Here is a 26,703-nt window from a genome sequence, read left to right on the forward strand (position 1 = left end):
CTTCGACGGAAGAACATATCTGCACGTCACGAGTTCGTGACTACCGGTACAACGAGCGGAACTCGATTACGGTATTTACCAGGCACAACGTTCCTGATATGAAGTCACTTCATATTCATTTCGAGGAGCGTCCATGGCCGCGACCGCAAGCTCCGTAAGCGCCTGGTCCAACTGGGCCGGCAATCAGCGTGACACCGCCACCAGCGTGCTACGCCCCACCTCAAGCGCCGAGATCGCGGCGGCGGTACGGGCCGCCGCAGCGGCCGGGGAGCGGATCCGCCCGGTTGGCAGTGGCCACTCCTTCACCCCCGTCGCCCGGACCGACGGTCATCGGATGGAGCTGACGGACCTGGCCGACGAGGTGCGGGTCGACCTCGATCGCCGGCTGGTCACGGTACCCGCCGGCACCACGCTACGAAACCTCAACCGGCTACTCGCCGGCTACGGCCTGGCCCTGCCCAACCTCGGTGACATCGACGCGCAGACCGTAGCCGGCGCGATCTCGACCGGCACCCACGGCACCGGCGCCCAGTACGGCTGCCTGTCCACCTTCGTCACCGCACTCACCCTGGTCACCGGCGTCGGCGAGGTGCTGCACTGCTCCGCCGACGAGCACCCGGAGGTCTTCGCCGCCGCCCGGGTCTCGCTCGGTGCGCTCGGTGTCCTGGTCGATGTCACCCTGAGCTGCGTGGACGCGTTCGTGCTGCAGGCACACGAGCGGCCCGCCCCGCTGGCCGGAGTGCTGGCCGAGTTGCCCGAGCTGGTAGCGCGACACGACCACGTCGAGTTCTACTGGTTCCCCTACACCGACCGGGTCCAGATCAAGAGCAACGACCGGGTGCCCGTCAACGACCGTCCGCTGCCGCACTGGCACCGCTGGCTCAACGACGAGTTCCTCTCCAACACGGTTCTCGGCGGGGCCTGTCGGCTCGGCCGGGCCGTACCGGCACTCGCCCCCAGCATCAGCTCCGTCGCCGCGCGGGTGCTCACCGAACGCCGCTACACCGGCCCCTCCGACGCGGTCTTCTGCAGCCCACGTCGGGTCCGCTTCGTCGAGATGGAGTACGCACTGCCCCGCGCGGCCCTGGCTCCGGCCCTGGCCGACCTCCGCCGCATCGTGGACCGGCTGCCGGTCAAAGTCCTCTTCCCGGTCGAAGTCCGGTTCAGCGCCGCCGACGACGTCTGGCTCTCGCACGGCTACGGCCGGGACTCCGCGTACCTCGCCGTCCACCAGTACGTGGGGATGCCGTACGAGCCGTACTTCCGCGCCGTTGAAGAGCTGGCCGAAGAGCTTGGCGGCCGGCCGCACTGGGGCAAACTGCACTGGCGCGACGCGGCCTCCCTGGCCCCGGCCTATCCCAAGTGGGACAGCTTCCGGGCCGTCCGGGATCGGCTCGACCCGCACCGGGTGTTCGCCAGCGAACACCTGTCCCGCGTCCTCGGCTGACCGCACCCGGCCCGTCTCACCTCGGCTGACCGCGGCCGGTGGCGCGTCACTCGGCCGCGCTGCCCGCCCGCTTCGGCTTCGCCGACTTGGCCGCGGTGCTCTTCGCCGTCGCCGTCTTCTTCGCCGCCTTGGTCGCCGCAGCGGTCTTCTTCGTCGCCGTCGCCTTCTTCGACGCCGTCGTCTTCTTGGCCGGCGTCGTCTTCTTGGCCGGCGCGGCCTTCTTGGCCGCCTTCTTCCGCGGTGCCGGACCCTTCGCCCGCTTCTCGGCGAGCATCTCCGACGCCTGCTCCAGGCTCAGCGCCTCCGGTGTCTGACCCCGCCGCAGCGACGCGTTGGTCTCCCCGTCGGTCACGTACGGCCCGAACCGGCCATCCTTGATGACCAGCGGCTTCTCGGTCAACGGGTCGGCGCCCAGCTCCCGCAGCGGAGGCGCGGGAGCCCGACGCTGCCGGGTCTTCGGGGCAGCCAGCAGCGCCAGCGCCTCGTCCAGCGTGACCGTAAACATCTTCTCTTCGGACTCCAGCGAACGGAACTCCTCGCCCCGCTTCACGTACGGGCCGTAGCGGCCGTTGTTCGCGAAGACCTCGTTGCCCTCCGGATCGACACCGACCAGCCGCGGCAGGCTCAGCAACCGCAGCGCCTCGTCGAAGGTGAGGCCGTCCGGCGACTGGGAGCGCAGCAGGGACGACTTGCGCTCCCCGCTGGCCACGTAGGGGCCGAACCGGCCGGACTTGAGCAGAATCGGCTCTCCGGTGGCCGGGTCCTCCCCGAGCTTGCGCTCACCACCGCCACCGAGGAAGAGCTCGTGCACCTTCTCCGGAGTCAACTCATCCGGGGCCAGCCCCTCCGGAATCGGAGCCCGGTCGCCCTGACCACCGCCCTCCTCACCCTCGGCGGCGGCCGCCTCCCCGGGCAGTTCCCGCTGCAGGTACGGCCCGTAACGGCCCACCCGGACCACGACCGGCCGCCCCTGGTCGTCGCTGAAGAGCGGAATCGAGTTGACGCTCCGCGCGTCGATCTCACTCAGGTTCTCGGTGACCAGCTTCTTCAACCCACCGGAGCGGGCAATGTCCTGGTCACCGGCGCCGTTGGTGGTGCCGAAGTAGAACGCGGTGAGGAAGTCCACCGCCGCGTGGTCGCCACCGGCGATCTCGTCCAGCTCGTTCTCCATGCTGGCGGTGAAGCCATAGTCGATCAGGCGCGGGTAGTGCCGCTCCATCAGCCCGACCACGGCGAAGGCCAGGAACGACGGGATCATCGCCTGGCCACGCTTGACGACATACCCCCGGTCCTGGATGGTCTGCATGATCGACGCGTAGGTGGAGGGACGGCCGATGCCCAGCTCCTCCAGCGCCTTGACCAGGGACGCCTCGGTGTAACGGGCGGGCGGCTGGGTGTGGTGCCCCTGCGCGGCGAGCTGCTCACCGGTGAGCGGCTGGTCCTTCACCAGCGTCGGTAGGCGCCGCTCGGCATCCTCCGCCTCGGCGTTCTCGTCGTCGCTGGACTCCACGTAGGCGCGGAGGAAGCCCGGGTCGGTGATGGTCTTACCAGTGGCACCGAAGTCCGCTTCCTCACCGGCCGCCGTCACGGCACGGATCCGCACCGAGACGCTGGAGCCCACGGCATCGGTCATCTGGGAGGCGACGGTGCGCCGCCAGATCAGCTCGTAGAGCTTGTACTCCTCAACGGACAGCTCGTTGCGCAGCTCACCCGGGGTGCGGAAGGTGTCGCCGGCGGGGCGGATCGCCTCATGCGCCTCCTGCGCGTTCTTCACCTTGCCGGTGTAGCGACGCGGCTCCGGCGGAACGCAACGTTCCCCGTACAGCTCGACGATCTGCTGACGGGCCGCGGCGATGGCGGTCTCCGACAGGTTCACCGAGTCGGTACGCATATAAGTGATGTAGCCGTTCTCATAGAGCCGCTGCGCGGTGCGCATCGTCTGCTGCGAGGAGAAGCGCAGCTTGCGGGCCGCCTCCTGCTGCAGCGTCGAGGTGATGAACGGCGCGTACGGGCGGCGACGGTACGGCTTCTCCTCGACCCGGGTGACCGTGAACGGCCGATCCGCCAGCCGGGCGGCCAGCCCCTGGGCCCCACCCTCGTCCAGATGCACCACGCCGGCGCCGGGACGGACCCGCCCGGTGGTCGGCTCGAAGTCCTTGCCGGTGGCGATCCGGTCACCGTTGAGCGCGACCAGGGTGGCGTTGAAGGTGCGGGGACCCGCACCGGGCTCTTCGGCGGCGAGCGTGGCGAGGATGTCCCAGTACTCGGCACTGCGGAACGCCATCCGCTGCCGCTCCCGCTCGACCACGATGCGGGTCGCCACCGACTGCACCCGGCCCGCCGAGAGCTTCGGCATGACCTTCTTCCACAGCACCGGGGACACCTCGTAGCCGTACAACCGGTCGAGGATGCGGCGGGCCTCCTGGGCATCAACCAGATCGCGGTCGATCTCGCGCGGATTCGCCACGGCGGCCCGGATCGCCGCTTTGGTGATCTCGTGGAAGACCATCCGCTTGACCGGAACCTTCGGCTTGAGGGTCTCCACCAGGTGCCAGGCGATCGCCTCGCCCTCCCGGTCCTCATCCGTAGCCAGGAGGATCTCGTCAACCTCCCGGGCCAGCTTGGTCAACTTGCTGATCTGCTGCCGGCGGTCGGACGAGACGACGTAGAGGGCGTGGAAGCCGTTGTCGACATCGACGCCGAGCCGGGCCCACGCCTCGCCCTTGTACTTCGCCGGCACATCGGCGGCGTTTCGCGGCAGGTCTCGGACGTGCCCGAAACTGGCCTCCACGACGTACCCCGGGCCAAGGTAGCCCGAGATCGTCTTGGCCTTCGCCGGGGACTCGACGATGACCAGACGGGTGGTTCCAGCATTGCTCGGCACGTCTCTCTCCGACCTCACTCCCGCATCGCGACCGCTGTGGGGTCCGAAACGGGGCATTGACCCCGCCGGTGCCCAACAGCCCGGATGTCCAACGTAACGCGTCGTCCGGGATTCCGGTTTCGTGGGCGACAAACACCGGAGGGACCCGACCCGGCGTCACCGTACACTGCCCGTAGGCCTGACCACCGCTTCCCGTGACGAACGGGACCCAACGCACCCGGTCGGGGCGGTGTGCCGACCGAGCAGCTGCCACTCCGCCCACTCCGAGGCCACGGCTGCCGAGCGCCGCCGCTCAACCCCGGTACGGCCAGGCCACCTGGGGCACGGTGGGGGGTGGGTCGCCGACCAGTTCGGCGAAGCGGTTCAGCAGTTGACGTCCGGTGAACCGGTAGGCCAGGCCGTCCGGGCCCGGTTCCGGCGAAGCGGGCAACCCCACCGCGGCGAGCGCCGCCCCCACCCGCTGGTGGGCAGCCGGCCCGAGGCGGAGCAGGACGTCGGAGTCCGCCATCGAACCGGCCGCGACGAACCACAGCCGCAGCCCTCGCCCATCCAGGTGAAAGGCGTCGGGGGGACGTTTCGCCGGGCCGCGCAGCCACGCCGCCACGAGCGGCTTCAGCACCCTCGTGTACGCCGTCCGCACGGTATGCCGTCCACCGCCCGCCGCCGCCCAGCTCGTGGGGACGTGTCGCGCCTGCAACTCGGCGGCCAGCACGTGCACCCGCCAGGCATCGTCAACCACCACGGCCAGGCGGGCGGTGCCTCCCATCACGGACCCCTCGGCAGGTCCGGCGAGCAGGCCGGCCAGGTCGCCGACGGCGGGTTCGGTGGCCTCGACGCCGAAGAAGGCGAGCTGACGATCCGCGTCGTGACCTCGTTGCCGGGGGTCCGCCGGGTCAGCCCGGGCAGCAGCCGCACCCGGACGCACGGCCCGGTCGGCGCGGCCCCGGGCGGCGGGCGGGGCCAGCTCGGGCGTCGGGAAGAGCCCCGGCACCGACTCCCCGTCCACCGGCCCGGTCAACGGCACTGGGGGACCTCGGCAAAGGCGCGGGTCAGCTCCTCCGAGTTCAGGTTACGGGCGTCCAACACGCCGGCCTCGTACTCCTGGTTCAGGGTCTGGACCGCATCCCGCACCCCGTCGTAGAAGGCGGTGGACTCGCTCGTGCTGAGGCTGTCGATGGAGTCCCGGGCCTTGGCGTACGCATCCCGCATCCGCGCCAGCGAGGCGCGGACCCGCGCGGACACCTCGGCGCCCTGCTCCACGTCGGGGACGCCGGCCTGCTCCACCCGGCGCCGCGCCATCTCGCTGGCCCGCGCCGCCCCGTTGAAAAGCCGCACCAGGTTCTCCTTGGCCTGAGCCGGACTGGTCTGGGCAGTCATCTGCTGGTCGGTACTACTGGTGAGCTTCCTGATCTCGGCTCGCCAGGGGGTCAGGGCGGAGCAGACCGACGTCGCCCACGCCCCGGGGCTCGGCCCACCACCGCATCCGGTGATCAGGACAACCGCAGCCAGCACTGCCGCCAGCCTTCCGGCTGTCGCCCGGCACACACGCATGCGTTGCAGCGTACGGTGTCGCGCCGCCCCGTACAGCGGTCAGGTTCACCGGATATCCACACCCACCGCCCTCCCGACGTGGGCCGGGAAGGCGGTGGGGTGCGGTGCGGTGTGGACAGATCAGGCCCGGACCGCCGCTGGACGTTCTTCCGGGCTGCCCGTGCCCGCCCCGGGATCCGACATCGACACCCCTTGGCGCTTGCTGAACAGCACGGAGGCGACAATGATCAGGGTCGCGGCCACGGCGATCGAGATCCGCAGCCCGGTGTTGCGATCGTCGCCCACGCTCCAGGCCACCACGGCCGGCGCGATCAGCAGCGAGACCAGGTTCATCACCTTGAGCAGCGGGTTGATCGCCGGGCCGGCGGTGTCCTTGAAGGGGTCGCCGACGGTGTCGCCGATAACAGTCGCGGCGTGCGCCTCGGAGCCCTTGCCGCCGTACGCGCCGTCCTCGACCATCTTCTTGCTGTTGTCCCAGGCGCCGCCGGAGTTACTCAGGAAGACGGCCATCAGGGTGCCGGCCCCGATCGCCCCGGCCAGGTACGACGCGAGCGCGCCCGGCCCGAGCCCGAAGCCGACCGCGATCGGCGCCATGATCGCCAGCAGGCCGGGGGTCATCAGCTCCCGCTGCGCGTCCCGGGTGCAGATGTCGACGACCTTGCCGTACTCGGGGCGCTGGGTACGGTCCATGATCCCGGGCAGTTCCCGGAACTGCCGGCGAACCTCCATGACCACCGCCCCCGCCGAGCGGGACACGGCGTTGATGGCCAACCCGGAGAAGAGGAAGACCACCGCGGCGCCGATGATCAGACCGACCAGGTTCCGCGGGTTCGCCACGTTCAGCGAGTTGAGGATCTCGCCGCCGACATCGGTGATGCCCGCGTCGGCGTACGCGATGCGCAGCGTGTCGGTGTACGAGCCGAAGAGCGCGGTCGCGGCCAGTACCGCGGTGGCGATCGCGATGCCCTTGGTGATCGCCTTGGTGGTGTTGCCGACCGCGTCCAGCTCGGTCAGCGTGCGGGCACCGTCCGCATCGATGTCGCCGGACATCTCCGCCACGCCCTGAGCGTTGTCGGAGATCGGACCGAAGGTGTCCATCGCGACGATGACGCCGACCGTGGTGAGCAGGCCGGTACCGGCCAACGCGACCGCGAACAGCGACAGTGTGATGGAGCTGCCGCCGAGCAGGAAGGCGCCGAAGACGCCCGCCCCGATCAACAGCGCCGAGTAGACCGCGGACTCCAGACCGACGCCGATGCCGGCGAGGATGACGGTGGCCGGGCCGGTCTGTGAGCTGCGGCCGATGTCCTGCACCGGGCGCCGGTCGGTCTCGGTGAAGTAGCCGGTGAGCGCCTGGATCGCGGCGGCCAACACGATACCGATGACGACCGCGCCGATGGCCACCAGCCGCGGGTTCTGGTCAACGTCGGCCAGTCCCTGGGGCAACTCGGCGAAGCTGGCCGGCAGGTACCTCCAGGCGGCGACGGCAACCAGTACCGCGGAGATGAGCGCGGAGGCGTAGAAGGCCCGGTTGATAGCGGTTAGACCGGAGCGGTCCGAGGTGCGCAGCCGGGTGATGAAGACGCCGATGATCGCGACGATCACACCGATGCCGGAGACGATCAGCGGGAAGACCAGACCCTCCTCGCCGAAGGCGGCCCGGCCGAGAATCAGCGCGGCGACCAGGGTGACCGCGTACGACTCGAACAGGTCGGCGGCCATACCGGCGCAGTCGCCCACGTTGTCGCCCACGTTGTCGGCGATGGTGGCGGCGTTGCGCGGATCGTCCTCGGGGATTCCCTGCTCCACCTTGCCGACCAGGTCGGCGCCGACATCGGCGGCTTTGGTGAAGATGCCGCCGCCGACCCGCATGAACATGGCGAGCAGCGCGGCACCGAAGCCGAAGCCTTCCAGCACGGTCGGGGCGTCACTCCGGTAGAAGAGGACGACCAGCGCCGCGCCGAGGAGACCGAGGCCCACGGTGAGGAAGCCGACGACGCCACCCGTGCGGAACGCGATCCGCATGGCGGCCTCCCGGCCACCAACACGTTCCCGGGCCGCGGCGGCGACCCGCAGGTTGGCCCGGGTCGCCAGCCACATGCCGGCTCCCCCGATGAACGCGCTGAAGAGTGCGCCGATGACGAAGAAGGCCGATCGGCCGATCTTCACCGCGGTCTCGCTGCCGTCGGTCTCGTGCACCGGCAGCAGGAAGAGCAGCAACACGGCGACGACCACGAAGATCGCCAGGGTACGGAACTGCCGGAACAGGTACGCCGAGGCGCCCTCCTGCACCGCACCCGAGATTTCCTGCATATTGGTGGTGCCCCTGCCGGCGGCCAGCACCGTCCGCGTCAGCCCGGCGGCGAAAGCCAGCGCCACGGCCGCGATCACGGCGGCGAGAACCACCCACGTGACATTGCTCCCGGTGAGGGAGATCCCGCCGCCCTCGGCGGCCAAGGTGTCGGACATCTGTGTCCTCCTGTACCGAACGCTCGCGCCGACCGTGAAGACGCAGGGCCGGCGCCTGGATGCGGTGTCGCAAGCACGCGCCAACCCACCGAGCGGACCAGCGATGGAGCACCGTTCCCGCTGGCTGCGGAAGGGTTCACTTGCTGACAACCCGGGTACTGTAGCCCTCCGCAGTGTCGGAGGTCACACGTGGTGGTCATCGTGTCGGAATGATCTTTGTCGCTGTGCTATGAGGAAAATTCTGATATAGCGAAGTGCCGATCGAGATCGAAGGCAGCCGGCCCGAGCCCAGGGCAGGGCCGCCCCGACAAAGGTCCGGTCCGACCAGGTCGGGCCGCGCAGGGGTCAGTGGAGGGGCCCAGCAGGGGACGGGTGGAGGGGCCCAGCAGGGGACGGGTGGAGGGGGCGCTCAGCGGTCGAGCGGCCACACCATCTGCACCTCAGTGCCGACGCCCCCATCCGCCGGACGCACCAGGAGATCGTCAACGAAGCCAGCGAGCAGCGCGAAGCCGACGCCGGTGGTCAGCGCGTCCTCGCTGAGCGACTCCCGGGCCAGTTCGTACGGCGGCAACGCCGCAAGATCGGCGCCAGCCTCGATCGGCGCCCGGTCCACCACCCGGACCGCATATGTCCCGTCATCGGACATCTCCACCCGCACCGGATCAGGCAGGTTGTGCTGCTGGTGCAGCGCCACCGCCCGGGTGCACGCCTCCCCGATCGCCAGTCGCACCTCGTCCAGCAGGCCCTGCCGGACCCCGGCGCGCCGCGCCACGGCGACACCAACCAGCCGCGCCGTGCGAACGTGCACCGGCGCGGGCGAGAAGGAGAGACGGACCACAGCCATCACGCGCCGGTCGCCGCGTCAACCGTCGAATACAGCGGGAAAACCTGGTCAAGCGCGGTGATCCGGAAGATCTTCAGCAGTGGCTCCCGGTCGCAGACCAGCGCGAAGGAGCCACCGGCGGTCCGCAGCCGTTTGAGGACACCCACCAGCACGCCAAGCCCGGTGGAGTCGAGGAAGTCGACGCGGCCCAGGTCGACCACGACGTGCTCAGCCCCGGCATCGACCAACTCGAACAACCTTTCCCGGAGCTGTGGGGCGGTGTAGACATCCACCTCACCGCCGACCACGACCACCGCAAACCCCCCGACGGTGCGCGTCGCCAGCGACAGCTCCATCAGACCCTCCTCGCAAGAGCCGTAAACTCTCCACGGGCATTCAACCATCACCACCAGTAATACTGGTTACCACCAGCGCCCCGGCAGGCAGGCACTTCGCCCCTGACCAACGCTACCCATCCCCGAACATCCGTGCGAGTGTGCAGACGTGACCTCCGACAGCCCGGCACCCCGGCCGCGGCGCCCCGGCCGGCCGGGGGCACCCGCGGCTGCCCCTGCCGCAGCCCCCGGGCCGTCCCCGGCGGAGCTGCTGAGCCAGTTACGCGCCCGGCACGACGCCGACCCGGTAACCCACGTCGAACGGGTACCCGCCCGCGCCGGCGAGCCCGCGCCGTGGCCCAGCTGGGTCTCGGCAGACCTGCGGGCGGCGTTCACCCGGCAGGGCGTGACGGCGCCATGGCAGCACCAGGCCCAAGCCGCCAACCTCGCCCACACCGGCAACCACGTCGTCGTCGCCACCGGCACCGCGTCCGGCAAGTCCCTGGCCTACCAGCTGCCGGCGCTGTCGACGCTGCTCACCGACCCCCGCGCAACCGTGCTCTACCTCGCTCCCACCAAGGCACTCGCCGTTGACCAGCTGCGGGCCATCACCGCGCTGGAGCTGGAGGGAGTGCGCCCCGCCTGCTACGACGGAGACACCCCCCGCGCCGAACGGGAGTGGATCCGGCAGCACGCGCGGTTCGTGCTGACCAACCCCGACATGCTCCACCACGGCATCCTGCCCGGTCACGCCCAGTGGACGAGGTTCCTCCGCCGGCTCACGTACGTGGTGGTGGATGAGTGCCACAGCTACCGGGGCGTCTTCGGCTCGCAGGTCGCACACGTGCTGCGCCGGCTGCGCCGGCAGTGCACCCGCATCGGCCGTACACCGGTCTTCGTACTGGCCTCCGCCACCTCGGGTGACCCGGCCGCGACAGCCGAACGACTCACCGGCCTGCCCACGGCGGCGGTCACCGCAGACACCTCGCCCCGCGGCGGGGTGACCTTCGCGCTGTGGGAGCCGCCGACGCTGCCCACCCCGACCACCTCCCCCGACGACACCGACCTCGCGCCGGTGCGCCGATCCGCGCTGCGAGAAACCGCCGACCTCCTCGCCGACACGGTGTCCGCGGGGGTCCGCACGCTCGCCTTCGTCCGGTCCCGACGGGGGGCCGAGGCGGTGGCCGCCAACGCCCGACGGGCCCTCAACGAGGTGTTCTCCGGACTGGGCGACCAGGTGGCCGCCTACCGCGCCGGCTACCTACGGGAGGAGCGACGCGAGCTGGAGCGGTCCCTCCTCAGCGGTGAACTGCGCGGACTGGCCTCGACCAACGCCCTCGAGCTCGGCGTCGACCTGGTCGGGCTGGACGCGGTGCTGATCTGCGGCTATCCCGGCACCCGCGCCTCGCTCTGGCAGCAGGCTGGGCGGGCCGGCCGCTCCGGCCAGGAGGCGCTGGCGGTGCTGGTGGCCCGGGACGACCCGCTCGACAGCTACCTCGTCCACCACCCCGAAGCCATCTTCGGGACCCCGGTTGAGGCGACCGTGCTCGACCCCACCAATCCGTACGTGCTCGGGCCACAGCTCGCCTGCGCTGCAGCCGAGGCGCCGCTCACCCCGGCCGACCTGGACCTGTTCGGGGAGGGCGCGAAAGAGGCGGTGGACGCCCTGGTCGAGGCCGGTGCACTCCGGCAGCGCCCCACCGGGTGGTACTGGCGCCACCGAGAGCGCCCCCAGGTGGAGCTCCGTGGCGGCGACGGCGCACCGATCTGCGTGGTGGAGACCGCAACCGGACGACTCCTCGGCACAGTTGACGGTGGGTCATCGCACTTCCTGCTGCACCCCGGGGCGGTCTACCTGCACCAGGGCGTCTCGTACGTGGTCGACACCCTCGACCTCGCCGACGGGTGCGCACTGGTGCACCCCGAGGAGCCGGACTGGTCCACCCACGCCCGCGATGTCACATCACTGTCGGTGGTGGCGGTCCGGTCGTACGTGGACGCCGGGCCGGTCGGGCTCTTCCTCGGCGAGGTCGACGTGACCAGCCAGGTCGTGTCCTACCAGCGACGCCGGATCGCCACCGGCGAGGTCATCGACACCCGGCCCCTGGACCTACCGGCCCGGGAGCTGCGGACCGTGGCGGTGTGGTTCACGCTCTCGCCGGAATCCCTCACCGCGGGTGGAGTCGACCCGGCCGACGTGCCGGGCGCGCTGCACGCCGCCGAGCACGCCGCGATCGGGTTGCTACCGCTAACCGCCACGTGCGACCGGTGGGACATCGGCGGGTTGTCCACCGCGACGCATCCCGACACCGGCACGCCGACCGTCTTCGTCTACGACGGCCACTCCGGCGGGGCCGGCTTCGCCGAGCGCGCGTACGGGACGGCGGCGACGTGGCTGCGGGCGACCCGGGACGTGGTCGCGGGGTGTGGCTGCGACTCCGGCTGCCCGTCCTGCGTCCAGTCCCCGAAGTGCGGTAACGGCAACAATCCGCTGTCCAAGGTGGACGCGGTCCGAGTCCTCGACATCGTACTGGCCAATCTGCCGTCCGGAGCGGTTCGGGCCAGCCGGGCATCCTGAGCGGTAGCGGGCCCGGCTCCGCGCACCAGCGGCGCGGAAACTCCAACCACTCGCCGCTTCGGCCACCCGCCCCTCAACCACTCCCCTTCGACCACTCCCCGCTTTGACGACTCCCCAACCGAAGGGAAAGTGCATGCACCCCGACGCACTCCAGGCCCAGCAGCAGTTCCACATCCGCCAGCGAATCCGGATGATCGTCAACCAGTACGAGGTCCACGGCGTCACGCCGGACGGCTCGGAGGGGGAACTGCTGGCGTTCGCCCAGCAGAAACGGCTCGCGTTCAAGGAACAGGTAACTATCTACACCGACGACACAAAGCAGCAGCCGTTACTCGGGTTCAAGGCACGGCAACGCCTCGACCTGGCTGCCACCTACGACGTCACGGACCATGCCGGAAACCCGATCGGCCTATTCCGCAAAAACTTCGCCCAGTCGTTGCTGCGCTCCACATGGCAGCTGGAGCAAGACGGGTCACCCCAGGTGACCGGGGAGGAACGCTCCCTGCCGATCGCCCTGCTCCGCCGCTTCGTTGAGGCGCTGTCCTGGCTGCCCTACCACTTCGATTTCGTCGCCGATGGCCAGCCTGCCTTCTCCGTCGTGAAGAAGTGGGGTCTCCGCGATCGGTATGCCGTGCAGATCCACAACTCACAGCTCGATCGTCGGCTGGTCATCGCCATGGCCATCGCCCTGGACGCGCTCCAGTCCCGCTGATCCGAGGCCACGGCGGCCCTCGAAGGCCAAAGCTCAGCTTGCGGCTGGCACCGGGACGTCGGCCCGACCGCATGGCACTTTCCCCGGCGCTCCCGCGTCCACTGCGCCAGCCCAGCTGCCGGGTGCGCGTGCGTTTCAGCCACGCAGTGGGCCGGCGCGGGCCCGTCCGGTCGCCGCCCGGACCAGGCCCGGCAACACGGTGGCGGTCACCTCCACGGTGACCAACAGATCCAACCCGTCGAGCCGACAGGTGACGAGCCGGCCACCATTCGCTGTCACGATTGCCCGGGCCGACTCGCAGGCGGTGGTGACGCCGAGCACGGCGTCCGCCGCGCCAGCGAGCGCACCCAGGTCCGCCGCGACACCTGCCTGCTGTCGGGCCACCCGAGCCGACCCGACCGCCGCGCCCGCCACCCCGAAGACGACGAATGCGACGCCGACCGCGAGCAGCAGAACCGTGGCGCCGCCCCGGTCGCCACCGGCGGGCCTCCCCCGCCTCCCCTCGCCTGTCGCCCACGGTCCCAACCGAGCCCCCTCGTCCCGGCCAGCGGTGGGACGAGCCCCGCTCCCACCGCCGATCACCCGCCCGCTCCGGCTCCACCGACGACAGCTTCGGCCGTCGGGAAGGGCTCCGGGCCGGGTTCGAGCACGGCCACGGCCGTCGCCGTGACCATCAGCCGGGGCATCCGCGTCCCAAGAGCCCGGACCGGGGCGCGGACAGTGACGCGTACCCGCTGCCCATCTTTGTCGATCGACACCTTCGCTCCCGGTGGGGCTACCGCGCGGATCACGGCCCACCCGTCTGCACCCCGGGATGCCGCGATCGCCGCCTCCCGGGCCGCGTGCAGACAGGCCCCCTTGGTGCCCACCGCGTCAACCGCAGTCAGACCAACGAAGAGGAGCAAGAGCAGCGCCGGCAGGCCGGCCGCCAGTTCGGCGGTGAAGGAGCCTCGATCTCGGCCGGCCCACCGGCACCGCCTCACTGAAGTGCCCGGTCAATGACGGCGGTCAGCGCAGTCTGCACGCTGTCGGAGGTGAGCACCTTGAGCAGGAGGCCGGCGAAGGCGACTGCGGCGAGCGTGCCGACGGCGTACTCGGCGGTGTTCATCCCGGCGTCACCTCGTAGCCGGGCGGTGATTCTGCGCATGTCCATGATCCTTTCTCGAGGTTGGGTCAGAGCACGTCACCGAGAACGGCGACGATCACCGGCACCAGGCCGGCGAGAATGAAGGCCGGCAGGAAGCAGAGCCCCAACGGCAGCACGATCAGAACCCCGGACCGACGGGCCGTCGCCTCCGCCGCCGTGGTCCGGTCAGCTCGCAGATCATCGGCGAGGCGAGTCAGGGCACCCGCCAGGGAAGCCCCGCTGGTTGCCGAACGGAGCGCAGCACCGACCAGACGCTCGGCGGCGGGCACCGCCGCAAACGTTGACCAGGCCTCCACCGGCTCCGCTCCGAGGTGGAGGAGACGCCCGACCCGGGCGAGCCGCTCCGCGAGGGGCCCGTCGAGCGCCTCCGCCACCGCCAGTACCGAACGATCAACCGGGGCGCCGGCACGCATCGCCGACGCGAGCAGGTCAGCAGCGAGCGGCAGAGCCGCGTTCTCCCGTCGGCGCCGTTCCCGGACGGCCGGTGGCTCGACCCGGTGCAGCAGGCGGTCGAGCAGCACCGCCATGGGCAGGGCGCCGAGCAGGCCGGGCACCCCGCCGGCCAGCACAGCGAGCGCCACGGCAGCGAGCACTGCGACGAGCCGAATGGCGTCCCGCCGGTGCCGGGACTTTGCTGGGACCGCACCCACCGGACTGATCGACGGCGGGCCGGGCGGGAGCCGGTCGAGGTCGCGCAGCCGACGGATCGGACGACGCCTCCTCCATCCGAGCCAGCAGGGCCGGGCTGGCACGGACCAACGCTTGGCAGTCAGCACCGGCGGGGTCATCCGATCTCCCCGCCGCGGATTGTGGTGAGCCGCTCCGTCCAGAGCAACCCAGCGACCTGGAGCATGACAGCGAGGACCGCACAGCTACCGCCGACCGCCGAGTGCAGTAGCACTGCGACCGGGTCGACGCCGATGCCGTAGCCCAGACCAATGCCACCGAGCGGAAGCGCCGCGAGCAGCCAGGCGGTCGCCCGCGCCCCGGCCGCCTGCGCCGCCGCCGCGGCCCGACCCCGGTCCGCGGCGCGGGCGTCCACGTCGATCCGGTCCAGCAAGTCGGCGAGGGGTGCACCGGTGCGATCAGCGAGCCGGACAGCCGCCCGGATCAGGGTGCCGCCCGAACCCCCAGCCGCCGACAGCGCCGTGGACTGGCCCACCGGCAGACCGGCTCGCAGGTCAGCGGCGAGATCACAGAGTTGTTCGAGGTGACGGCGGCGGAGCTGGTCAGCCTGTCGGGCCGCCCGTCGCCGCAGCAGCGCCCGGACTCCCAGCGTGCCGTACGCACCGCCTACAACAGCGGCGACCGGGCCGCCCAGCAGGGCACCCATGCCGGCGGCCAGGACAGCCGAGAGCAGCAGAGTACGCCGGGGCGCCGCCGCCAGGGAGCGGTACCGGGTGGAGATCAGCGGTGTACCCGCCACCCGGGCGGCGGAGATCGAACCGTCCCGGCGGCTACCGGAGATCGGGGGAGACACCCCGATCGGACGCCTCGAGTCGCGCCGGGGCGGCGGCCCTGCCGAGCGGTCCTGCCCGCGCCGCTGGGACTGCGCCAGCGCCGGCCTCGACCATGCCACGTCCCGCTCCGCCCGGAGCCCTCGTCTCGGCGGCGGGGTGCTGTGCCGCAGGCTGGCAACCCAGGTCACGAGTGGGTCGTCAGCGACACCCGAGCCGGCGGGGGTCTGGAGCCGTTGACGGACGAGCCAGGCCACCGACCCCGCCGCGACGACCGTCAGGGGGACCAAGAGCAGCGGGAGCAAGAGCTGAGCCGAGGTCATCTGACACCTGCCGAACCGGGCCCCCGAAGGATCGGTGGCACCGCCACCTCCCGTTCATCCAGCAACTCGGCCAGGGTCCGGGCCGCCGGACCGGGGCCGCCGTCACGGCCCCAAACCGGAACCGCTCTGACCAGCCGATCCGGGCCTTCCGGCAGGAGCAGGCAGATGGAATCCAGCGCCCGTCCCCGATCCGCACGGCGGACATGCAGCACCACCTGAAGTGCCGCCGCCACCTGCGCGTGCAGTGCGGTCCGGGGCAAACCACCGAGGAGACCGAGCGCCTCAAGCCGAGCCGGCACATCTGTGGGGGTGTTGGCGTGCAGCGTCCCCGCACCACCCTCGTGACCGGTGTTCAACGCCACCAGCAGGTCCACCACCTCCCGGCCCCGGCACTCGCCGACGACGAGGCGGTCCGGTCGCATCCGTAACGCCTGCCGGACCAGGTCGGTCAGGCCCACCGCACCGACGCCCTCCACATTGGCGGTCCGTGCCTGCAGCCCGACGACATGTGGATGCGCGGGATGCAGCTCAGCCGCGTCCTCCACCAGGACGATTCGTTCCGTGCCGGGAACCAGGCCGAGCAGCGTGTTGAGCAGTGTGGTCTTGCCGGAACCGGTGCCGCCGACCACGAGGTACGCGAGCCGGGCTGCCACCACCGCGGCCAACACCGGGGCGACCGCCCGGGGCACGGCCCCCTGACCGGCCATCTCGTCGAGCGTGAACGGTCGCTGCCGGAATGTCCGCAGAGAAAGGTACGGACCGTCGGTGGCCACCGGCGGCAGGACCGCATGTAGCCGGGTGCCGTCGGCGAGCCGTGCGTCAACGTACGGTGAGCCGTCGTCCAGTCGCCTGCCCGCACTGGCAGCGAGTCGCTGCGCAAGCCGGCGGACGTCGTCCACCGAGCCCACTGGCACCGCGACTTCTTTCAGGCCCTCCCCTCGATCGACCCAGACGTGAACGTTGTTGACAAGAACATCGGTAACCCTCGGATCGGCCAGGAGCGGGGCCAGCGGACCGGCGCCCACCAGGTCGTCGCGCACCCGGTCGGCGAGGCGAAGCAGCGTGGTGTCGCCGAGCACCGCGGCGGCCGGCTCGGCACGTACGGCGGAGACGATCGCTGCCGGGGTGACCGGTGCCGACGAGGACGCGATGCGCTGTCGGACTCGCGCGGCGAGGCCGTCGTCTGCCGTGGTCATGCCGCACCCGGCGCCGCGCCGGTCAGTTCGTTGATGAGTCGTTGACAGAGGGCCGCCAGTGGGCCCCGCCCATCTGCCGCCGGCGCTTCGCCCCGTTCCAGGCCGCGCCCGAGTGCCGGCTCCAGCCGCACCGTGCCGGCCAGCGGCAGCCCGAGCGTCCGTGCGAGCTCGGTGGCCTTGAGGCGGCCGGGAGCGGGACCACGGACGATCAGGGAGAGGTCGGCGCAATGTGGTGCGGCGGCGCTGACCACCCGAGCGGCAGCAGCGGTCGCGCGAAGTTCTGCGGGTACCACGAGGAAGGCCCGGTCGACCGACTGTAGGGCGGTCACCGCCGCGCCATCCAGGTGACGGGGCAGGTCGACCACGACCACGTCGCGAGCCCGCCGGGCAGCGTCGAGGGTCGCCGCCATCGCCACGGCCGGCAACGACTGAAGATCGCCTCGGTCCCATGAGAGAACCACCAGGTCGCCCCGGCTGGGTAGGGCCTGCACCAGCGACGAGGCGTCCACCCGGCCGTCGGCGTCGGTCAACGCGGGCCAGCGCAACCCGCCCAGTTGTTCCCAGCCCAGCACCAGATCCAGCCCACCCCCGAGCGGGTCGGCGTCAACCAGCAGCGTCCGCAGCCGGGAGCGGGCCGCCGTGACGGCGAGCCCGCCGGCGAGGACACTGGCACCGGCACCGCCCCGTCCCCCGAGGACGGCGACGACGTGGGCCGCTACCGGATCAGCCTGCTCCGGGCCGCACTCGACGAACCGGTCGACCAGCCAGGGCTCGGCGGCGGGCAGGACGGCCACGAACTCGGCACCCATCAGGTCTGCCACATCCCGGCCCGGATCGAGATGTCCAGCGTGTCCGACCAGCACCAACCGCCGCCGGTGCGGCAGCCGCGCCCGTAGGCACGGCTGCGCCTGGTCGCTGCCGACCAGCACCAAGGGCGCGGGGGCCCAGCGTGATCGGGCGGCCACCGGGTCCGGTGCGAGGTCAACCTCAACGCCACCGGCCGCGGCGAGCCGCAGGAGGTCGTCCAGGAGCGCGTCGTCGGAGGTCACGAGGAGAGGCAGGCGGCGCGGGGGTGGTACGGCGGGGCGAGGTGGCATCACGGCCTCCAGCAGTCGGCTCGGGCTTCGCTGGTCTGGAAGCCTGCGTGGCCCAACCGACCCGAGAGCGGCCCCGGCTACCAACCTGTGGACGAAGTCGGCACCTGTGGACAGACTCCATCGGTATAGTTGATCTGTTATGCCCGCGGTGCCGCAGCGGGTGGCCGCCCCGCGGTCGTCGCTTGTGCCGACGGCCCTGTTCGGGGACGGTGTCGGCGCCGAGGCTCCGATATGGTCCGTGGGTGAGCCCTGCTTCGAAACGTGCTGCCACCGTCCGCAGCTTCGCTACCGTCGCCCTGGTCGCCGGCTTCCTCGTCTCGGCAATCACGCTGGCGAGCGACCCCGGGGCGCCGGATCCGCACATTCTGGCCAGCTTGCTCGTCGCCACCGGGATCGGGCTGCGGATCGAAGCCGCGATCAGCGAACCTCGGTCGTAGCCACCCGACCCTCGGAGCCTGCCCGCCCACGCCGCCGTCAACAGATCTCTCGGCTGCTGTCGCCCGGACGTCGTAGCCTCCGCTGGTGGCCCCGCCCACATTGACAACCCCACGCTCCGCCGCCAGAGGCTGGCCGAGGCGAAACGCCGCGGTGTCGCTGTCGCCCGCGAGGTATGCGGGTTCGACTGGCTGACCAGCTAGGAGCTGGAGTCACCTCGTGACCAGGTCGTCGGCCTGGCTTCCGCCCGCCCCAGCCCCGACCGGCCGCGGCGAGGTGGCACCCGTGCGGCATTCATCGCTCCCACAAAGAGACGACCCCCGTCGGGGGGAAGACGGGGGTCGTCGGGGTCCGGCTCCGGGGGGGTCGAGCCGAACCACTCAGCGGTCACGGGGGGGTGCAACCGCCGAGGGGTCTGTCGGTTGTCCGCAGAAATGAAACGCCTGTTGTGTCGACAGTCTGCCTGAGTGAGCCTGGCTACGTCGAGTGGTGTAGCCTCCACTCCCTGCTGAATTCTTCCCGGAGGGTGTGATCGCGGTCACGCGGAGCATGCCTACCGTCGATCACGTCGCACATCCGAGGGGTTGATGGACCCGGGCCCCCGCAGACGATAGACCATCGGGCTAGACTTGCGCGCCGTGGGCCGAAGCGCCGCTTTTTTCGATCTGGATAAGACCGTCATCGCCAAGTCAAGTGCGCTGGCGTTCGGTCGGCCGTTCTACCGGGACGGCCTGATAACCCGACGAGACGTTGTCAAGTCGGCGTACGCGCAGCTGATGTTCCGGCTGGGCGGCTCCGACGAGCAAACCATGGCCCGGACCCGGGACTACCTCGCCGCACTCTGTAAGGGCTGGCAGGTGGAGCAGGTCCGCCAGATCGTGGCGGAGACCCTCCATGAGCTGATCAACCCCTACGTGTACGCCGAAGCCGCCACCCTCATCGAGGAGCACCAGGCCGCCGGCCGGGACGTCGTGCTGGTCTCGGCCTCGGGGGAAGAGATGGTCCGGCCGATCGGGGCGCTACTCGGGGTGACCGATGTGATCGCCACCCGGATGGCCGTGGTGGACGGCCGCTACAGCGGGGAGATCGAGTTTTACGCGGCCGGCCCGGCCAAGGTGGACGCGGTGGGCGAGCTGGCGCTCGAGCGGGGCTACGACCTCACCGACTCGTACGCCTACTCGGACTCGTACACGGACCGGCCGTTGCTGGAGTGCGTCGGTCGTCCGACCGCGGTCAACCCCGACCGTCAGCTACGCAAACTCGCCGCGGAGAACTCCTGGCCGGTGTTGGAGTTCCGGCACCCGATCCCACTGGGGCGGCGGTTGCGGGATCGCCCCGCAGTGCCGGTCGCCGCCGCCGCACTCGGCGTCGGGGTTGGCGTGGCGATCGGCATCGCCTGGTATGGCCGACACCGGCGGACCCGGTCCGCCCCGGCGACCTGAGGTCGCAGTCGGCCTGCGGTGGCGGGTCGGCCTGCAGTGGCGGGTCGGCCTGCAGTGGCGGGTCGGCCTGCAGTGGCGGGTCGGCCTGCAGTAGCGGGTTCGAGAAATCGAGCGAGGAAGGTTACGGGGCCGCGGCGAGCACCTCATCGCCGATCCCGGTCAGCTGATCGGCGCCCAGCTCGGCGGCGCTCAGATAGTGCCGTAGCCACGAGCGAAGCCCGTCCGGGGTTCCGGTGGCGAAGGCCCCGGCCGAGCCGACGTACTCCGGCTCCCGCTCCCGATGGCCGACGTCCACGGCGAGCAGGCCCCGCGGGTCAACCCCCCGGGACATCAGCACCAGCCGGGCAGCCCCACGGGCGACCACCCCGGACGGGCCCGCGAAGGGCCGCAGGTTCAACAGCTCGCCGTGGACTACCGCGGCGAGCACCAGGGGCGGCGCCTCGCTTCCCCCGGCCACCAGGGCCGCCAACCCGTCCAGCCGGGCCGCCACAACCGCATCGGGCACCGGGCGTCCCAGCTCCGTCTCCGGCACCAGCTCCCGCGCGGCGAGCACGTGCAGCTTCGCGAGCGCCTGCCGGGGCGCCCTCGGCCAGAGGTCGGTCAGTCCGGGTAGTGCACCGGCGACCCGCAGTGCGCCCTGCAGCACCGGCTCGGTGATCGTGCCGGCACGGACCTCCTCGCGATCGTGGGTGTACCCCTCGAGGGCGGCGCTGGCCACCGCACAGCGGAGGCTGACCTCCGCGGCCACCTGACCACCGTGCCGGCGCAGGGCGCGGTGGCGCAGCGCCTGGTCGAAGCGCTCACGGGTCCGCTCCACGGCAGCGGCGACATCGGTAAGGGCGAGCAGCGGAGCGAGTGGGTCATCGGTCACCCCGCCACGCTATCGGGACCACAGGTACCGCCCGCCGGTGCCGTGCCGCCCGCCGGGCCACGCCATCCGCCGGGCCCTGCCGCCCGGCGCGGGGGAGGCTCCATTCGGCGCGATCCGTTGCCCTCGACAGTCGCCTGCGCCCGCCCGGCGGGCTAACCTCTGCACCGAGACGCAGGTCACCCCAAGCGACGAGGGAGCAGGCATGAGCGAGGCGTTGGCCAACCTGTTGAACGAGACGCGCCAGTTCCCGCCGCCGGCCGAGCTCGCCGCGAGCGCCAACGTCACCAGCGAGGCGTACGCCACAGCGGACGCCGACCGGCTGGCCTTCTGGGAGCAGCAGGCCCAGCGACTGACCTGGACGAAACAGTGGGACCGGGTACTGGACTGGTCGGAGCCCCCGTTCGCGAAGTGGTTCGTCGGCGGTCAGCTCAACGTGGCGTACAACTGCCTGGACCGGCACGTCGAGGCCGGCCGGGGGGACCGGGTCGCGATCCACTGGGAGGGCGAGCCGGGTGACACCCGGACGATCACCTACGCGGAGCTACTAAAGCTGACCTGCCAGGCGGCGAACGTGCTGACCGAGCTCGGGGTGACCGCCGGCGACCGGGTGGCGATCTACCTGCCGATGGTGCCGGAGGCCGTGGTGGCGATGCTGGCCTGCGCCCGGATCGGTGCCACCCACAGCGTGGTCTTCGGCGGTTTCTCCGCCGACGCATTGACAAATCGGATTCAGGACGCCGCGGCGAAGGTGGTGGTCACCGCCGACGGCGGCTACCGGCGGGGGCGGCCCTCCGCGCTGAAGCCGACAGTTGACGAGGCGGTGTCGAACTGCCCGTCGGTGGAGCACGTACTGGTGGTCCGTCGCACCGGCGAAGAGTGTGCCTGGTCAGCGAAGGACCGTTGGTGGCACGAGACGGTCGAGCGGGCGTCGGTCGAGCACGAGGCCACCGCCTTCGACGCCGAGCACCCGCTGTTCATCCTGTACACCAGCGGTACCACCGCCCGTCCGAAGGGCATCCTGCACACCACTGGTGGCTACCTGACCCAGGCCTCGTACACGATGCACGGGGTCTTCGACCTCAAACCGGAGAGTGACGTCTACTGGTGTACCGCCGACGTCGGTTGGGTCACCGGCCACTCATACATCGTGTACGGCCCGCTCTCCAATGGTGCGACCCAGGTCATGTACGAGGGCACTCCGGACACCCCGCACCGGGGCCGGTTCTGGGAGCTGGTCGACAAGTACCGGGTGACGATCCTTTACACCGCCCCGACTCTCATTCGCACGATGATGAAGTGGGGTGAGGAGATCCCCGCCGGATTCGAGTTGTCCTCCCTGCGCCTCCTGGGCAGCGTCGGCGAGCCGATCAACCCCGAGGCCTGGATCTGGTACCGGCAGCACGTCGGCGGGGGCCAGCTACCGATTGTGGACACCTGGTGGCAGACCGAGACCGGCGCCATCATGATCTCGCCACTACCCGGAGTGACCCACGCCAAGCCGGGCTCGGCGATGACCCCGCTACCGGGGATCAACGGCGACGTGGTGGACGACCAGGGTCAGCCGGTCCCCAACGGCGGCGGCGGCTACCTGGTGCTTCGGGAGCCGTGGCCGTCGATGCTGCGGACCATCTGGGGCGACGACAACCGGTTCGTGGAGACGTACTGGTCGCGCTTCGGCGCCGGTGCGGGTGTCGGCGACGACTGGGTCTACTTCGCCGGGGACGGCGCCAAAAAGGACGACGACGGCCACATCTGGCTGCTCGGCCGGGTGGACGACGTGATGCTGGTGTCCGGGCACAACATCTCCACCACCGAGGTGGAGTCGGCCCTGGTGTCGCACCCGTCGGTGGCCGAGGCGGCGGTGGTCGGCGCGACGGATCCGACCACGGGGCAGGCGATCGTCGCCTTCGCCATCCCCCGAGGCAGCGCCGAGACCGAGGGGACGGCCGGCGCTCAACTCATCGCGGACCTGCGTAACCACGTCGCGCGCACGTTGGGGCCGATCGCGAAGCCACGGCAGATCATGCTCGTGCCGGAGCTTCCGAAGACCCGCTCCGGCAAGATCATGCGACGGTTGCTGCGGGACGTGGCGGAGAACCGCTCCCTGGGCGACGTGACCACGCTGCAGGACTCCTCGGTGATGGAGCTCATCGCCACCGGCATGGGCGCTGGCAGGGGCGAGGACTGAGCCGGAGCACACCGGCGGTGCCGGCCAGCTGCGGGGGCTCAGCTGGCCGGCAGGTGTATGACGCCGGAACGCCTTGCAAACAACTTCTTGCAACAAAGTGTCCGGCCAGTCTTCCCCTCATCAGCAAGGATGTCTATCTTCACCAGTGGTCCCATCCGTGGGATCGCCGCACCGGCCCATGCCCCCGCTAGGCCGGTTTCCTTCACACCCGGAGGTACCGCGTGCGCAAAGTCGCAGTGGGTCTACTCGGGCTCTCGCTGACGGCAACGGGACTGGCGGTCGGAACATCCGCCAGCGCCGCGCCAAAGCTCCAGCAGCCGACATCGGCTCCCTCAGCCGCAGAGCCTGCCCATGTTGACCACGATCTGCCCAACCCGCTCGAGGAGAAGCGACGGGCGCTGCGCCAGGAGGGCCTGAGCAGCGTCCTCTCCGGCGAGGCGACCTCGCAGCGAGTCAACGGCAGCACTGTCGTCAAGGTCGGTGAGACGGACGGCGGTTCCCCGACCGCCCGTGGTCACCGTGGCAAGAAGGACCAGTACGTCGAACTCTCCCGGGAGAACACCGACCGGATCTTCGTGATCCTGGCCGAGTTCGGCAACGAGCGGCACCCGGCCTATCCCGACCAGGACACCGCCCCCACTTGGCCGGGCCCGGCGCGGTTCGACGGCCCGCTGCACAACGAGATCCCGGAGCCCAACCGGGCGCTGGACAACTCCACGAGCTGGCAGGCGGACTACAGCGCCGACCACTTCCGGACGTTGTACTTCGGCGAGGCGGACGGCGACGAGTCGGTCAAGCAGTACTTCGAGGCCCAGTCCTCGGGCCGGTACAGCGTGGAGGGCACGGTCACCGACTGGGTCAAGGTCCAGTACAACGCGGCCCGCTACGGCCGTTCCCTGGACGACCCGACCGACGCCAACGGTGACGACCCGGCGGTCTGCGGCGGCAGGGTCTGCACCAACGTCTGGACCCTGGTGCGGGACGCCGCGAACCAGTGGGTCGCCGACCAGAAGGCCGCTGGCCGTACCGACGCGCAGATCGCCGATGATCTCCGCGCGATGGACCGGTGGGACCGGTACGACCACGACTCCGACGGCGACTTCAACGAGCCGGACGGCTACATCGACCACTTCCAGATCGTCCACTCCGGTGGCGACATGGCCAACAGCGACCCGCACCAGGGCGAGGACGCGATCTGGAGCCACCGGTGGTACGCGTTCGCGTCCGACCAGGGCCGTACCGGCCCGCCGAACTTCCCGGCGGGCGGCACCCAGATCGGCGACACCGGCATCTGGATCGGGGACTACACGATCCAGCCGGAAAACGGCGGACGCAGCGTCTTCTACCACGAGTACGCGCACGACCTCGGCCTGCCGGACGACTACAACGTGGTCAGTGGGGGCGACAACAACAACGAGCACTGGACGCTGATGGCCCAGAGCCGGCTCGGTGCCGAGGGCGACGGTGGCATCGGCGAGCGCGGCGGCGACCTGGGTGCCTGGAACAAGCTCCAGCTGGGCTGGCTCGACTACGAGGTGGTCGTCGCGGGGCAGAAGCGCACCATGACCCTCGGCCCACAGGCGTACAACTCCAAGAAGCCGCAGGCCGCCGTGGTCGTGCTCCCGAAGCGCGAGTACGAGTTCGACAACGGCGCACCGTTCGCCGGCACGAAGCAGTTCTTCTCCGGCAACGAGGACGGCCTCAACAACACGATGACCCGGACGCTCGACCTAACCGGGAAGTCGTCGGCCACGTTGACGATGAAGGGCCGCTACAGCATCGAGGCCGACTACGACTACCTCTTCTTCGAGGTGTCGGAGGATGGTGGGGACACCTGGACGCCGCTGCCCGGTACCGCCGACGGCACGCCGTTCAAGGAAATCTCCCCCGGTCGGTTCGCCCTCGACGGAAGTAGCAACGACGAGTGGGTCGACGTCAACCTTCCGATGGATGCCCAGGCTGGGAAGTCAGTCCAGTTCCGGCTGCGCTACCAGACCGATGGTGGGGTCTCCGAGGGCGGCTTCTTCGGCGACGAGATCACGGTCACCGCCGACGGCGAGACGATCCTCAACGACGGTGGGGAGACCGGTGCCGGCGACTGGAACCTCGCCGGCTGGAGCATCGCCGAGGAGAAGTACACCCAGCTCTTCGACAACTACTACATCGCCGGCCACCGGTCGTACGTCTCGTACGACAAGTACCTGAAGACCGGGCCGTACTACTTCGGGTACGCGAACACCCGCCCGGACTGGGTGGACCACTACGCGTACCAGGAGGGTCTGCTGATCTCCTACTGGAACACCCGCTGGGCGGACAACGACACGTTCGCGCACCCGGGTGAGGGGCGCAACCTCTACATCGACTCGCGCCCGCGGCCGATCTACAACCTGACCGGCGAGCCATGGCGGGCCCGGGTGCAGGTGTACGACGCGCCGTTCAGCCTCCAGAAGGCGGACTCGTTCACGCTGCACATCGACAGCCAGCCGCAGTACATCCGCGGTCAGGCCGCGCAGCCGCTCTTTGACGACACCCAGAAGTACTGGTACGAGGAGCTGCCCAACCACGGGGTGAAGCTCCCCGCTACCGGCACGAAGATCGAGGTGCTGAAGCAGAAGGGCACCTCCATCAAGGTCCGCTTCAAGTAACGAGAACCACACGAAGGCGATGCCCGGGCCGGTGACCGGCCCGGGCATCGCCCTTCCCGGACCCCACCCGACAGCGGCTCGGCTCGCGGCCCCGGCAGCGGCTCGGCTCCCAGCCTGCTCCGCTCCATGTCAGCCCGGTTGTGACCCGGGCCTTAGGCTGTGGCACATGACCGAGCAGCGCGACGGGGCCCTTGACGAGTCCTGTGTCCTCGCCGAGGGGCCGTGGACGCACCGGTTCGTCGGCGCCAACGGCAGCCGGTTCCACGTGGTCGAGGCCGGAACCGGCCCGATGGTGCTCTTCCTGCACAGCTTTCCGGAGCACTGGTGGGCGTGGCACGACCTGCTACCGGCGGTCGCCGACGCCGGGTTCCGGGCAGTCGCGGTCGACCTACGCGGCTACGGCGCGAGCGACAAGCCACCCCGGGGATACGACGGCTACACCCTGGCCGGCGATGTCGCCGGGCTGATCCGGGCGCTGGGCGAGCGCTCCGCCACCGTGGTGGGCTCCGGTGCCGGCGGGCTCCTGGGCTGGACAGCGGCGTCCTTCTACCCGACCTTGGTCCGCCGACTGGTGGTGCTCGGCGCCCCGCACCCGCTCCGGCTACGGGCCGCCATCTTCGCTGATCCGCGTGGCCAGTTCGCTGCCTCCACGCCAACGCTGGTGTTCCAGTTGCCGCGCTACGAGCACGTGCTGACCCGCGACGACGGGGCGGCGGTAGCGGAGATCCTGCGGCGCTGGGGTGGGCCGGAGTGGGTGCAAAGCCCGGAATTCGAACCGTACGCGGACCGGTGCCGGACGGCGATGCAGATCCCGCAGGCGGCCTTCTGCGCCCTGGAGGGCTACCGATGGGCCTTCCGGTCAGCGCTACGGCTGCACGGCTACCGCTTCGTTCGGCTCATGCAGAAGCCCCTCGTCACGCCGACCCTCCAGTTACACGGCGCCCTCGACCGGGCGGTCCTGCCGCGTACCGCCCAGGGCTCCGGCCGGTACGTGGTGGCGCCGTACGAGTGGCGCCTGCTCGACCGGGTCGGGCACTTCCCGCACGTGGAGGCCCCGGAGATCGTGCTCGGCGAGATCCTGCGCTGGGCGAAGTCCTAGCTGA

At 70.7% G+C, this 26,703-nt stretch carries 22 protein-coding genes; 8 read left to right on the forward strand and 14 right to left on the reverse strand.

What is annotated here, in order from left to right:
* Positions 1-133 precede the first annotated feature (133 nt).
* Complete coding sequence (locus tag SALPAC4_RS0106120; protein ID WP_019869565.1) at positions 134-1,447, forward strand: D-arabinono-1,4-lactone oxidase; 1,314 nt, start codon at positions 134-136, stop codon at positions 1,445-1,447.
* Between the two features lie 46 nt (positions 1,448-1,493).
* Here the strand turns inward: SALPAC4_RS0106120 and topA are convergent, their stop codons facing one another.
* From topA to SALPAC4_RS0106150, 6 genes are all read right to left on the reverse strand, one after another.
* Positions 1,494-4,331 (reverse strand): type I DNA topoisomerase, encoded by a 2,838-nt coding sequence (gene topA / locus SALPAC4_RS0106125; protein ID WP_019869566.1) that lies wholly within the window; start codon positions 4,329-4,331, stop codon positions 1,494-1,496.
* Positions 4,332-4,623: 292 nt separating this feature from the next.
* Positions 4,624-5,355 carry a hypothetical protein gene (locus SALPAC4_RS0106130; protein ID WP_019869567.1) on the reverse strand — a complete coding sequence of 244 codons (732 nt, stop codon included), beginning with the start codon at positions 5,353-5,355 and terminating at the stop codon, positions 4,624-4,626.
* Positions 5,346-5,882 (reverse strand): hypothetical protein, encoded by a 537-nt coding sequence (locus tag SALPAC4_RS0106135; RefSeq protein WP_027645098.1) that lies wholly within the window; start codon positions 5,880-5,882, stop codon positions 5,346-5,348. The genes SALPAC4_RS0106130 and SALPAC4_RS0106135 overlap by 10 nt, the downstream gene beginning before the upstream one ends.
* A gap of 120 nt (positions 5,883-6,002) precedes the next feature.
* Positions 6,003-8,351: a sodium-translocating pyrophosphatase gene (locus SALPAC4_RS0106140; protein ID WP_019869569.1), complete on the reverse strand. Its 2,349-nt coding sequence runs from the start codon at positions 8,349-8,351 to the stop codon at positions 6,003-6,005.
* A 409-nt stretch (positions 8,352-8,760) separates the two neighbouring features.
* On the reverse strand, positions 8,761-9,195 hold the full coding sequence (locus SALPAC4_RS0106145; protein ID WP_019869570.1) for an ATP-binding protein: 435 nt from the start codon (positions 9,193-9,195) through the stop codon (positions 8,761-8,763).
* A complete protein-coding gene (locus SALPAC4_RS0106150; protein ID WP_018731275.1) occupies positions 9,195-9,530 on the reverse strand; it encodes an STAS domain-containing protein in 336 nt (111 codons plus the stop codon). The genes SALPAC4_RS0106145 and SALPAC4_RS0106150 overlap by 1 nt, the downstream gene beginning before the upstream one ends.
* A 148-nt stretch (positions 9,531-9,678) precedes the next feature.
* Between SALPAC4_RS0106150 and SALPAC4_RS0106155 the strand changes: the two genes are divergently transcribed.
* Together SALPAC4_RS0106155 and SALPAC4_RS0106160 are read left to right on the forward strand one after the other, a co-directional pair.
* Positions 9,679-12,087: a DEAD/DEAH box helicase gene (locus SALPAC4_RS0106155; protein ID WP_019869571.1), complete on the forward strand. Its 2,409-nt coding sequence runs from the start codon at positions 9,679-9,681 to the stop codon at positions 12,085-12,087.
* Positions 12,088-12,220: 133 nt separating this feature from the next.
* Positions 12,221-12,799, forward strand: a complete 579-nt coding sequence (locus tag SALPAC4_RS0106160; RefSeq protein ID WP_019869572.1) for an LURP-one-related/scramblase family protein — start codon at positions 12,221-12,223, stop codon at positions 12,797-12,799.
* Between the two features lie 135 nt (positions 12,800-12,934).
* On the opposite strand, the gene SALPAC4_RS0106165 is transcribed toward SALPAC4_RS0106160, so the two are convergent.
* From SALPAC4_RS0106165 to ssd, 7 genes are read right to left on the reverse strand one after another with little or no spacing between them, the layout of a single operon-like run.
* Complete coding sequence (locus tag SALPAC4_RS0106165; protein ID WP_019869573.1) at positions 12,935-13,381, reverse strand: Rv3654c family TadE-like protein; 447 nt, start codon at positions 13,379-13,381, stop codon at positions 12,935-12,937.
* Positions 13,378-13,782, reverse strand: a complete 405-nt coding sequence (locus SALPAC4_RS0106170; protein WP_019869574.1) for a TadE family type IV pilus minor pilin — start codon at positions 13,780-13,782, stop codon at positions 13,378-13,380. The genes SALPAC4_RS0106165 and SALPAC4_RS0106170 overlap by 4 nt, the downstream gene beginning before the upstream one ends.
* Positions 13,779-13,952: a DUF4244 domain-containing protein gene (locus tag SALPAC4_RS26135; RefSeq protein WP_018738504.1), complete on the reverse strand. Its 174-nt coding sequence runs from the start codon at positions 13,950-13,952 to the stop codon at positions 13,779-13,781. Before SALPAC4_RS26135 ends, SALPAC4_RS0106170 begins: the two co-directional genes overlap by 4 nt.
* A 20-nt stretch (positions 13,953-13,972) precedes the next feature.
* On the reverse strand, positions 13,973-14,734 hold the full coding sequence (locus SALPAC4_RS0106180; protein ID WP_027645099.1) for a type II secretion system F family protein: 762 nt from the start codon (positions 14,732-14,734) through the stop codon (positions 13,973-13,975).
* On the reverse strand, positions 14,731-15,726 hold the full coding sequence (locus SALPAC4_RS0106185; protein WP_019869576.1) for a hypothetical protein: 996 nt from the start codon (positions 15,724-15,726) through the stop codon (positions 14,731-14,733). Before SALPAC4_RS0106185 ends, SALPAC4_RS0106180 begins: the two co-directional genes overlap by 4 nt.
* On the reverse strand, positions 15,723-16,922 hold the full coding sequence (locus SALPAC4_RS0106190) for a TadA family conjugal transfer-associated ATPase (RefSeq protein ID WP_019869577.1): 1,200 nt from the start codon (positions 16,920-16,922) through the stop codon (positions 15,723-15,725). The genes SALPAC4_RS0106185 and SALPAC4_RS0106190 overlap by 4 nt, the downstream gene beginning before the upstream one ends.
* Positions 16,919-17,971 carry a septum site-determining protein Ssd gene (gene ssd / locus SALPAC4_RS0106195; protein WP_019869578.1) on the reverse strand — a complete coding sequence of 351 codons (1,053 nt, stop codon included), beginning with the start codon at positions 17,969-17,971 and terminating at the stop codon, positions 16,919-16,921. Before ssd ends, SALPAC4_RS0106190 begins: the two co-directional genes overlap by 4 nt.
* Before the next feature lie 290 nt (positions 17,972-18,261).
* On the opposite strand from ssd, the gene SALPAC4_RS0106200 reads away from it, so the two are divergent.
* Both SALPAC4_RS0106200 and SALPAC4_RS0106205 read left to right on the forward strand, forming a co-directional pair.
* Positions 18,262-18,456 (forward strand): hypothetical protein, encoded by a 195-nt coding sequence (locus SALPAC4_RS0106200; protein ID WP_018731266.1) that lies wholly within the window; start codon positions 18,262-18,264, stop codon positions 18,454-18,456.
* A gap of 636 nt (positions 18,457-19,092) precedes the next feature.
* On the forward strand, positions 19,093-19,896 hold the full coding sequence (locus tag SALPAC4_RS0106205) for an HAD family hydrolase (protein ID WP_019869579.1): 804 nt from the start codon (positions 19,093-19,095) through the stop codon (positions 19,894-19,896).
* A 121-nt stretch (positions 19,897-20,017) separates the two neighbouring features.
* On the opposite strand, the gene SALPAC4_RS0106215 is transcribed toward SALPAC4_RS0106205, so the two are convergent.
* Entirely contained in the window at positions 20,018-20,767 is a 750-nt protein-coding gene (locus tag SALPAC4_RS0106215) for a Fic family protein (protein WP_019869581.1), read from the reverse strand.
* Between the two features lie 202 nt (positions 20,768-20,969).
* On the opposite strand from SALPAC4_RS0106215, the gene acs reads away from it, so the two are divergent.
* The 3 genes from acs (at position 20,970) to SALPAC4_RS0106230 (ending at position 26,699) form a co-directional block, all read left to right on the forward strand.
* A complete protein-coding gene (gene acs / locus SALPAC4_RS0106220) occupies positions 20,970-22,955 on the forward strand; it encodes an acetate--CoA ligase (protein ID WP_019869582.1) in 1,986 nt (661 codons plus the stop codon).
* 236 nt (positions 22,956-23,191) lie between these two features.
* The gene (locus tag SALPAC4_RS0106225; protein ID WP_019869583.1) at positions 23,192-25,600 is read left to right on the forward strand and encodes an immune inhibitor A domain-containing protein; all 2,409 of its coding nucleotides are present in this window, start codon (positions 23,192-23,194) and stop codon (positions 25,598-25,600) included.
* Between the two features lie 166 nt (positions 25,601-25,766).
* The gene (locus SALPAC4_RS0106230; protein WP_019869584.1) at positions 25,767-26,699 is read left to right on the forward strand and encodes an alpha/beta fold hydrolase; all 933 of its coding nucleotides are present in this window, start codon (positions 25,767-25,769) and stop codon (positions 26,697-26,699) included.
* The last annotated feature ends 4 nt before the right edge of the window (positions 26,700-26,703 follow it).

The organism is Salinispora oceanensis, from assembly GCF_000383575.1.
GTDB lineage: Bacteria > Actinomycetota > Actinomycetes > Mycobacteriales > Micromonosporaceae > Micromonospora > Micromonospora oceanensis.

Excerpts from the sequence above, each read along its gene's own strand:
- acs (WP_019869582.1), top strand. The coding sequence starts at position 20,970 with ATGAGCGAGGCGTTGGCCAACCTGTTGAACGAGACGCGCCAGTTCCCG.
- SALPAC4_RS0106160 (WP_019869572.1), top strand. The coding sequence starts at position 12,221 with ATGCACCCCGACGCACTCCAGGCCCAGCAGCAGTTCCACATCCGCCAG.
- SALPAC4_RS26135 (WP_018738504.1), bottom strand. The coding sequence starts at position 13,952 with ATGGACATGCGCAGAATCACCGCCCGGCTACGAGGTGACGCCGGGATG.
- SALPAC4_RS0106120 (WP_019869565.1), top strand. The coding sequence starts at position 134 with ATGGCCGCGACCGCAAGCTCCGTAAGCGCCTGGTCCAACTGGGCCGGC.
- SALPAC4_RS0106150 (WP_018731275.1), bottom strand. The coding sequence starts at position 9,530 with ATGGAGCTGTCGCTGGCGACGCGCACCGTCGGGGGGTTTGCGGTGGTC.
- SALPAC4_RS0106140 (WP_019869569.1), bottom strand. The coding sequence starts at position 8,351 with ATGTCCGACACCTTGGCCGCCGAGGGCGGCGGGATCTCCCTCACCGGG.
- SALPAC4_RS0106190 (WP_019869577.1), bottom strand. The coding sequence starts at position 16,922 with ATGACCACGGCAGACGACGGCCTCGCCGCGCGAGTCCGACAGCGCATC.
- SALPAC4_RS0106185 (WP_019869576.1), bottom strand. The coding sequence starts at position 15,726 with ATGACCTCGGCTCAGCTCTTGCTCCCGCTGCTCTTGGTCCCCCTGACG.
- SALPAC4_RS0106145 (WP_019869570.1), bottom strand. The coding sequence starts at position 9,195 with ATGGCTGTGGTCCGTCTCTCCTTCTCGCCCGCGCCGGTGCACGTTCGC.
- SALPAC4_RS0106230 (WP_019869584.1), top strand. The coding sequence starts at position 25,767 with ATGACCGAGCAGCGCGACGGGGCCCTTGACGAGTCCTGTGTCCTCGCC.
- SALPAC4_RS0106135 (WP_027645098.1), bottom strand. The coding sequence starts at position 5,882 with ATGCGTGTGTGCCGGGCGACAGCCGGAAGGCTGGCGGCAGTGCTGGCT.
- SALPAC4_RS0106180 (WP_027645099.1), bottom strand. The coding sequence starts at position 14,734 with ATGACCCCGCCGGTGCTGACTGCCAAGCGTTGGTCCGTGCCAGCCCGG.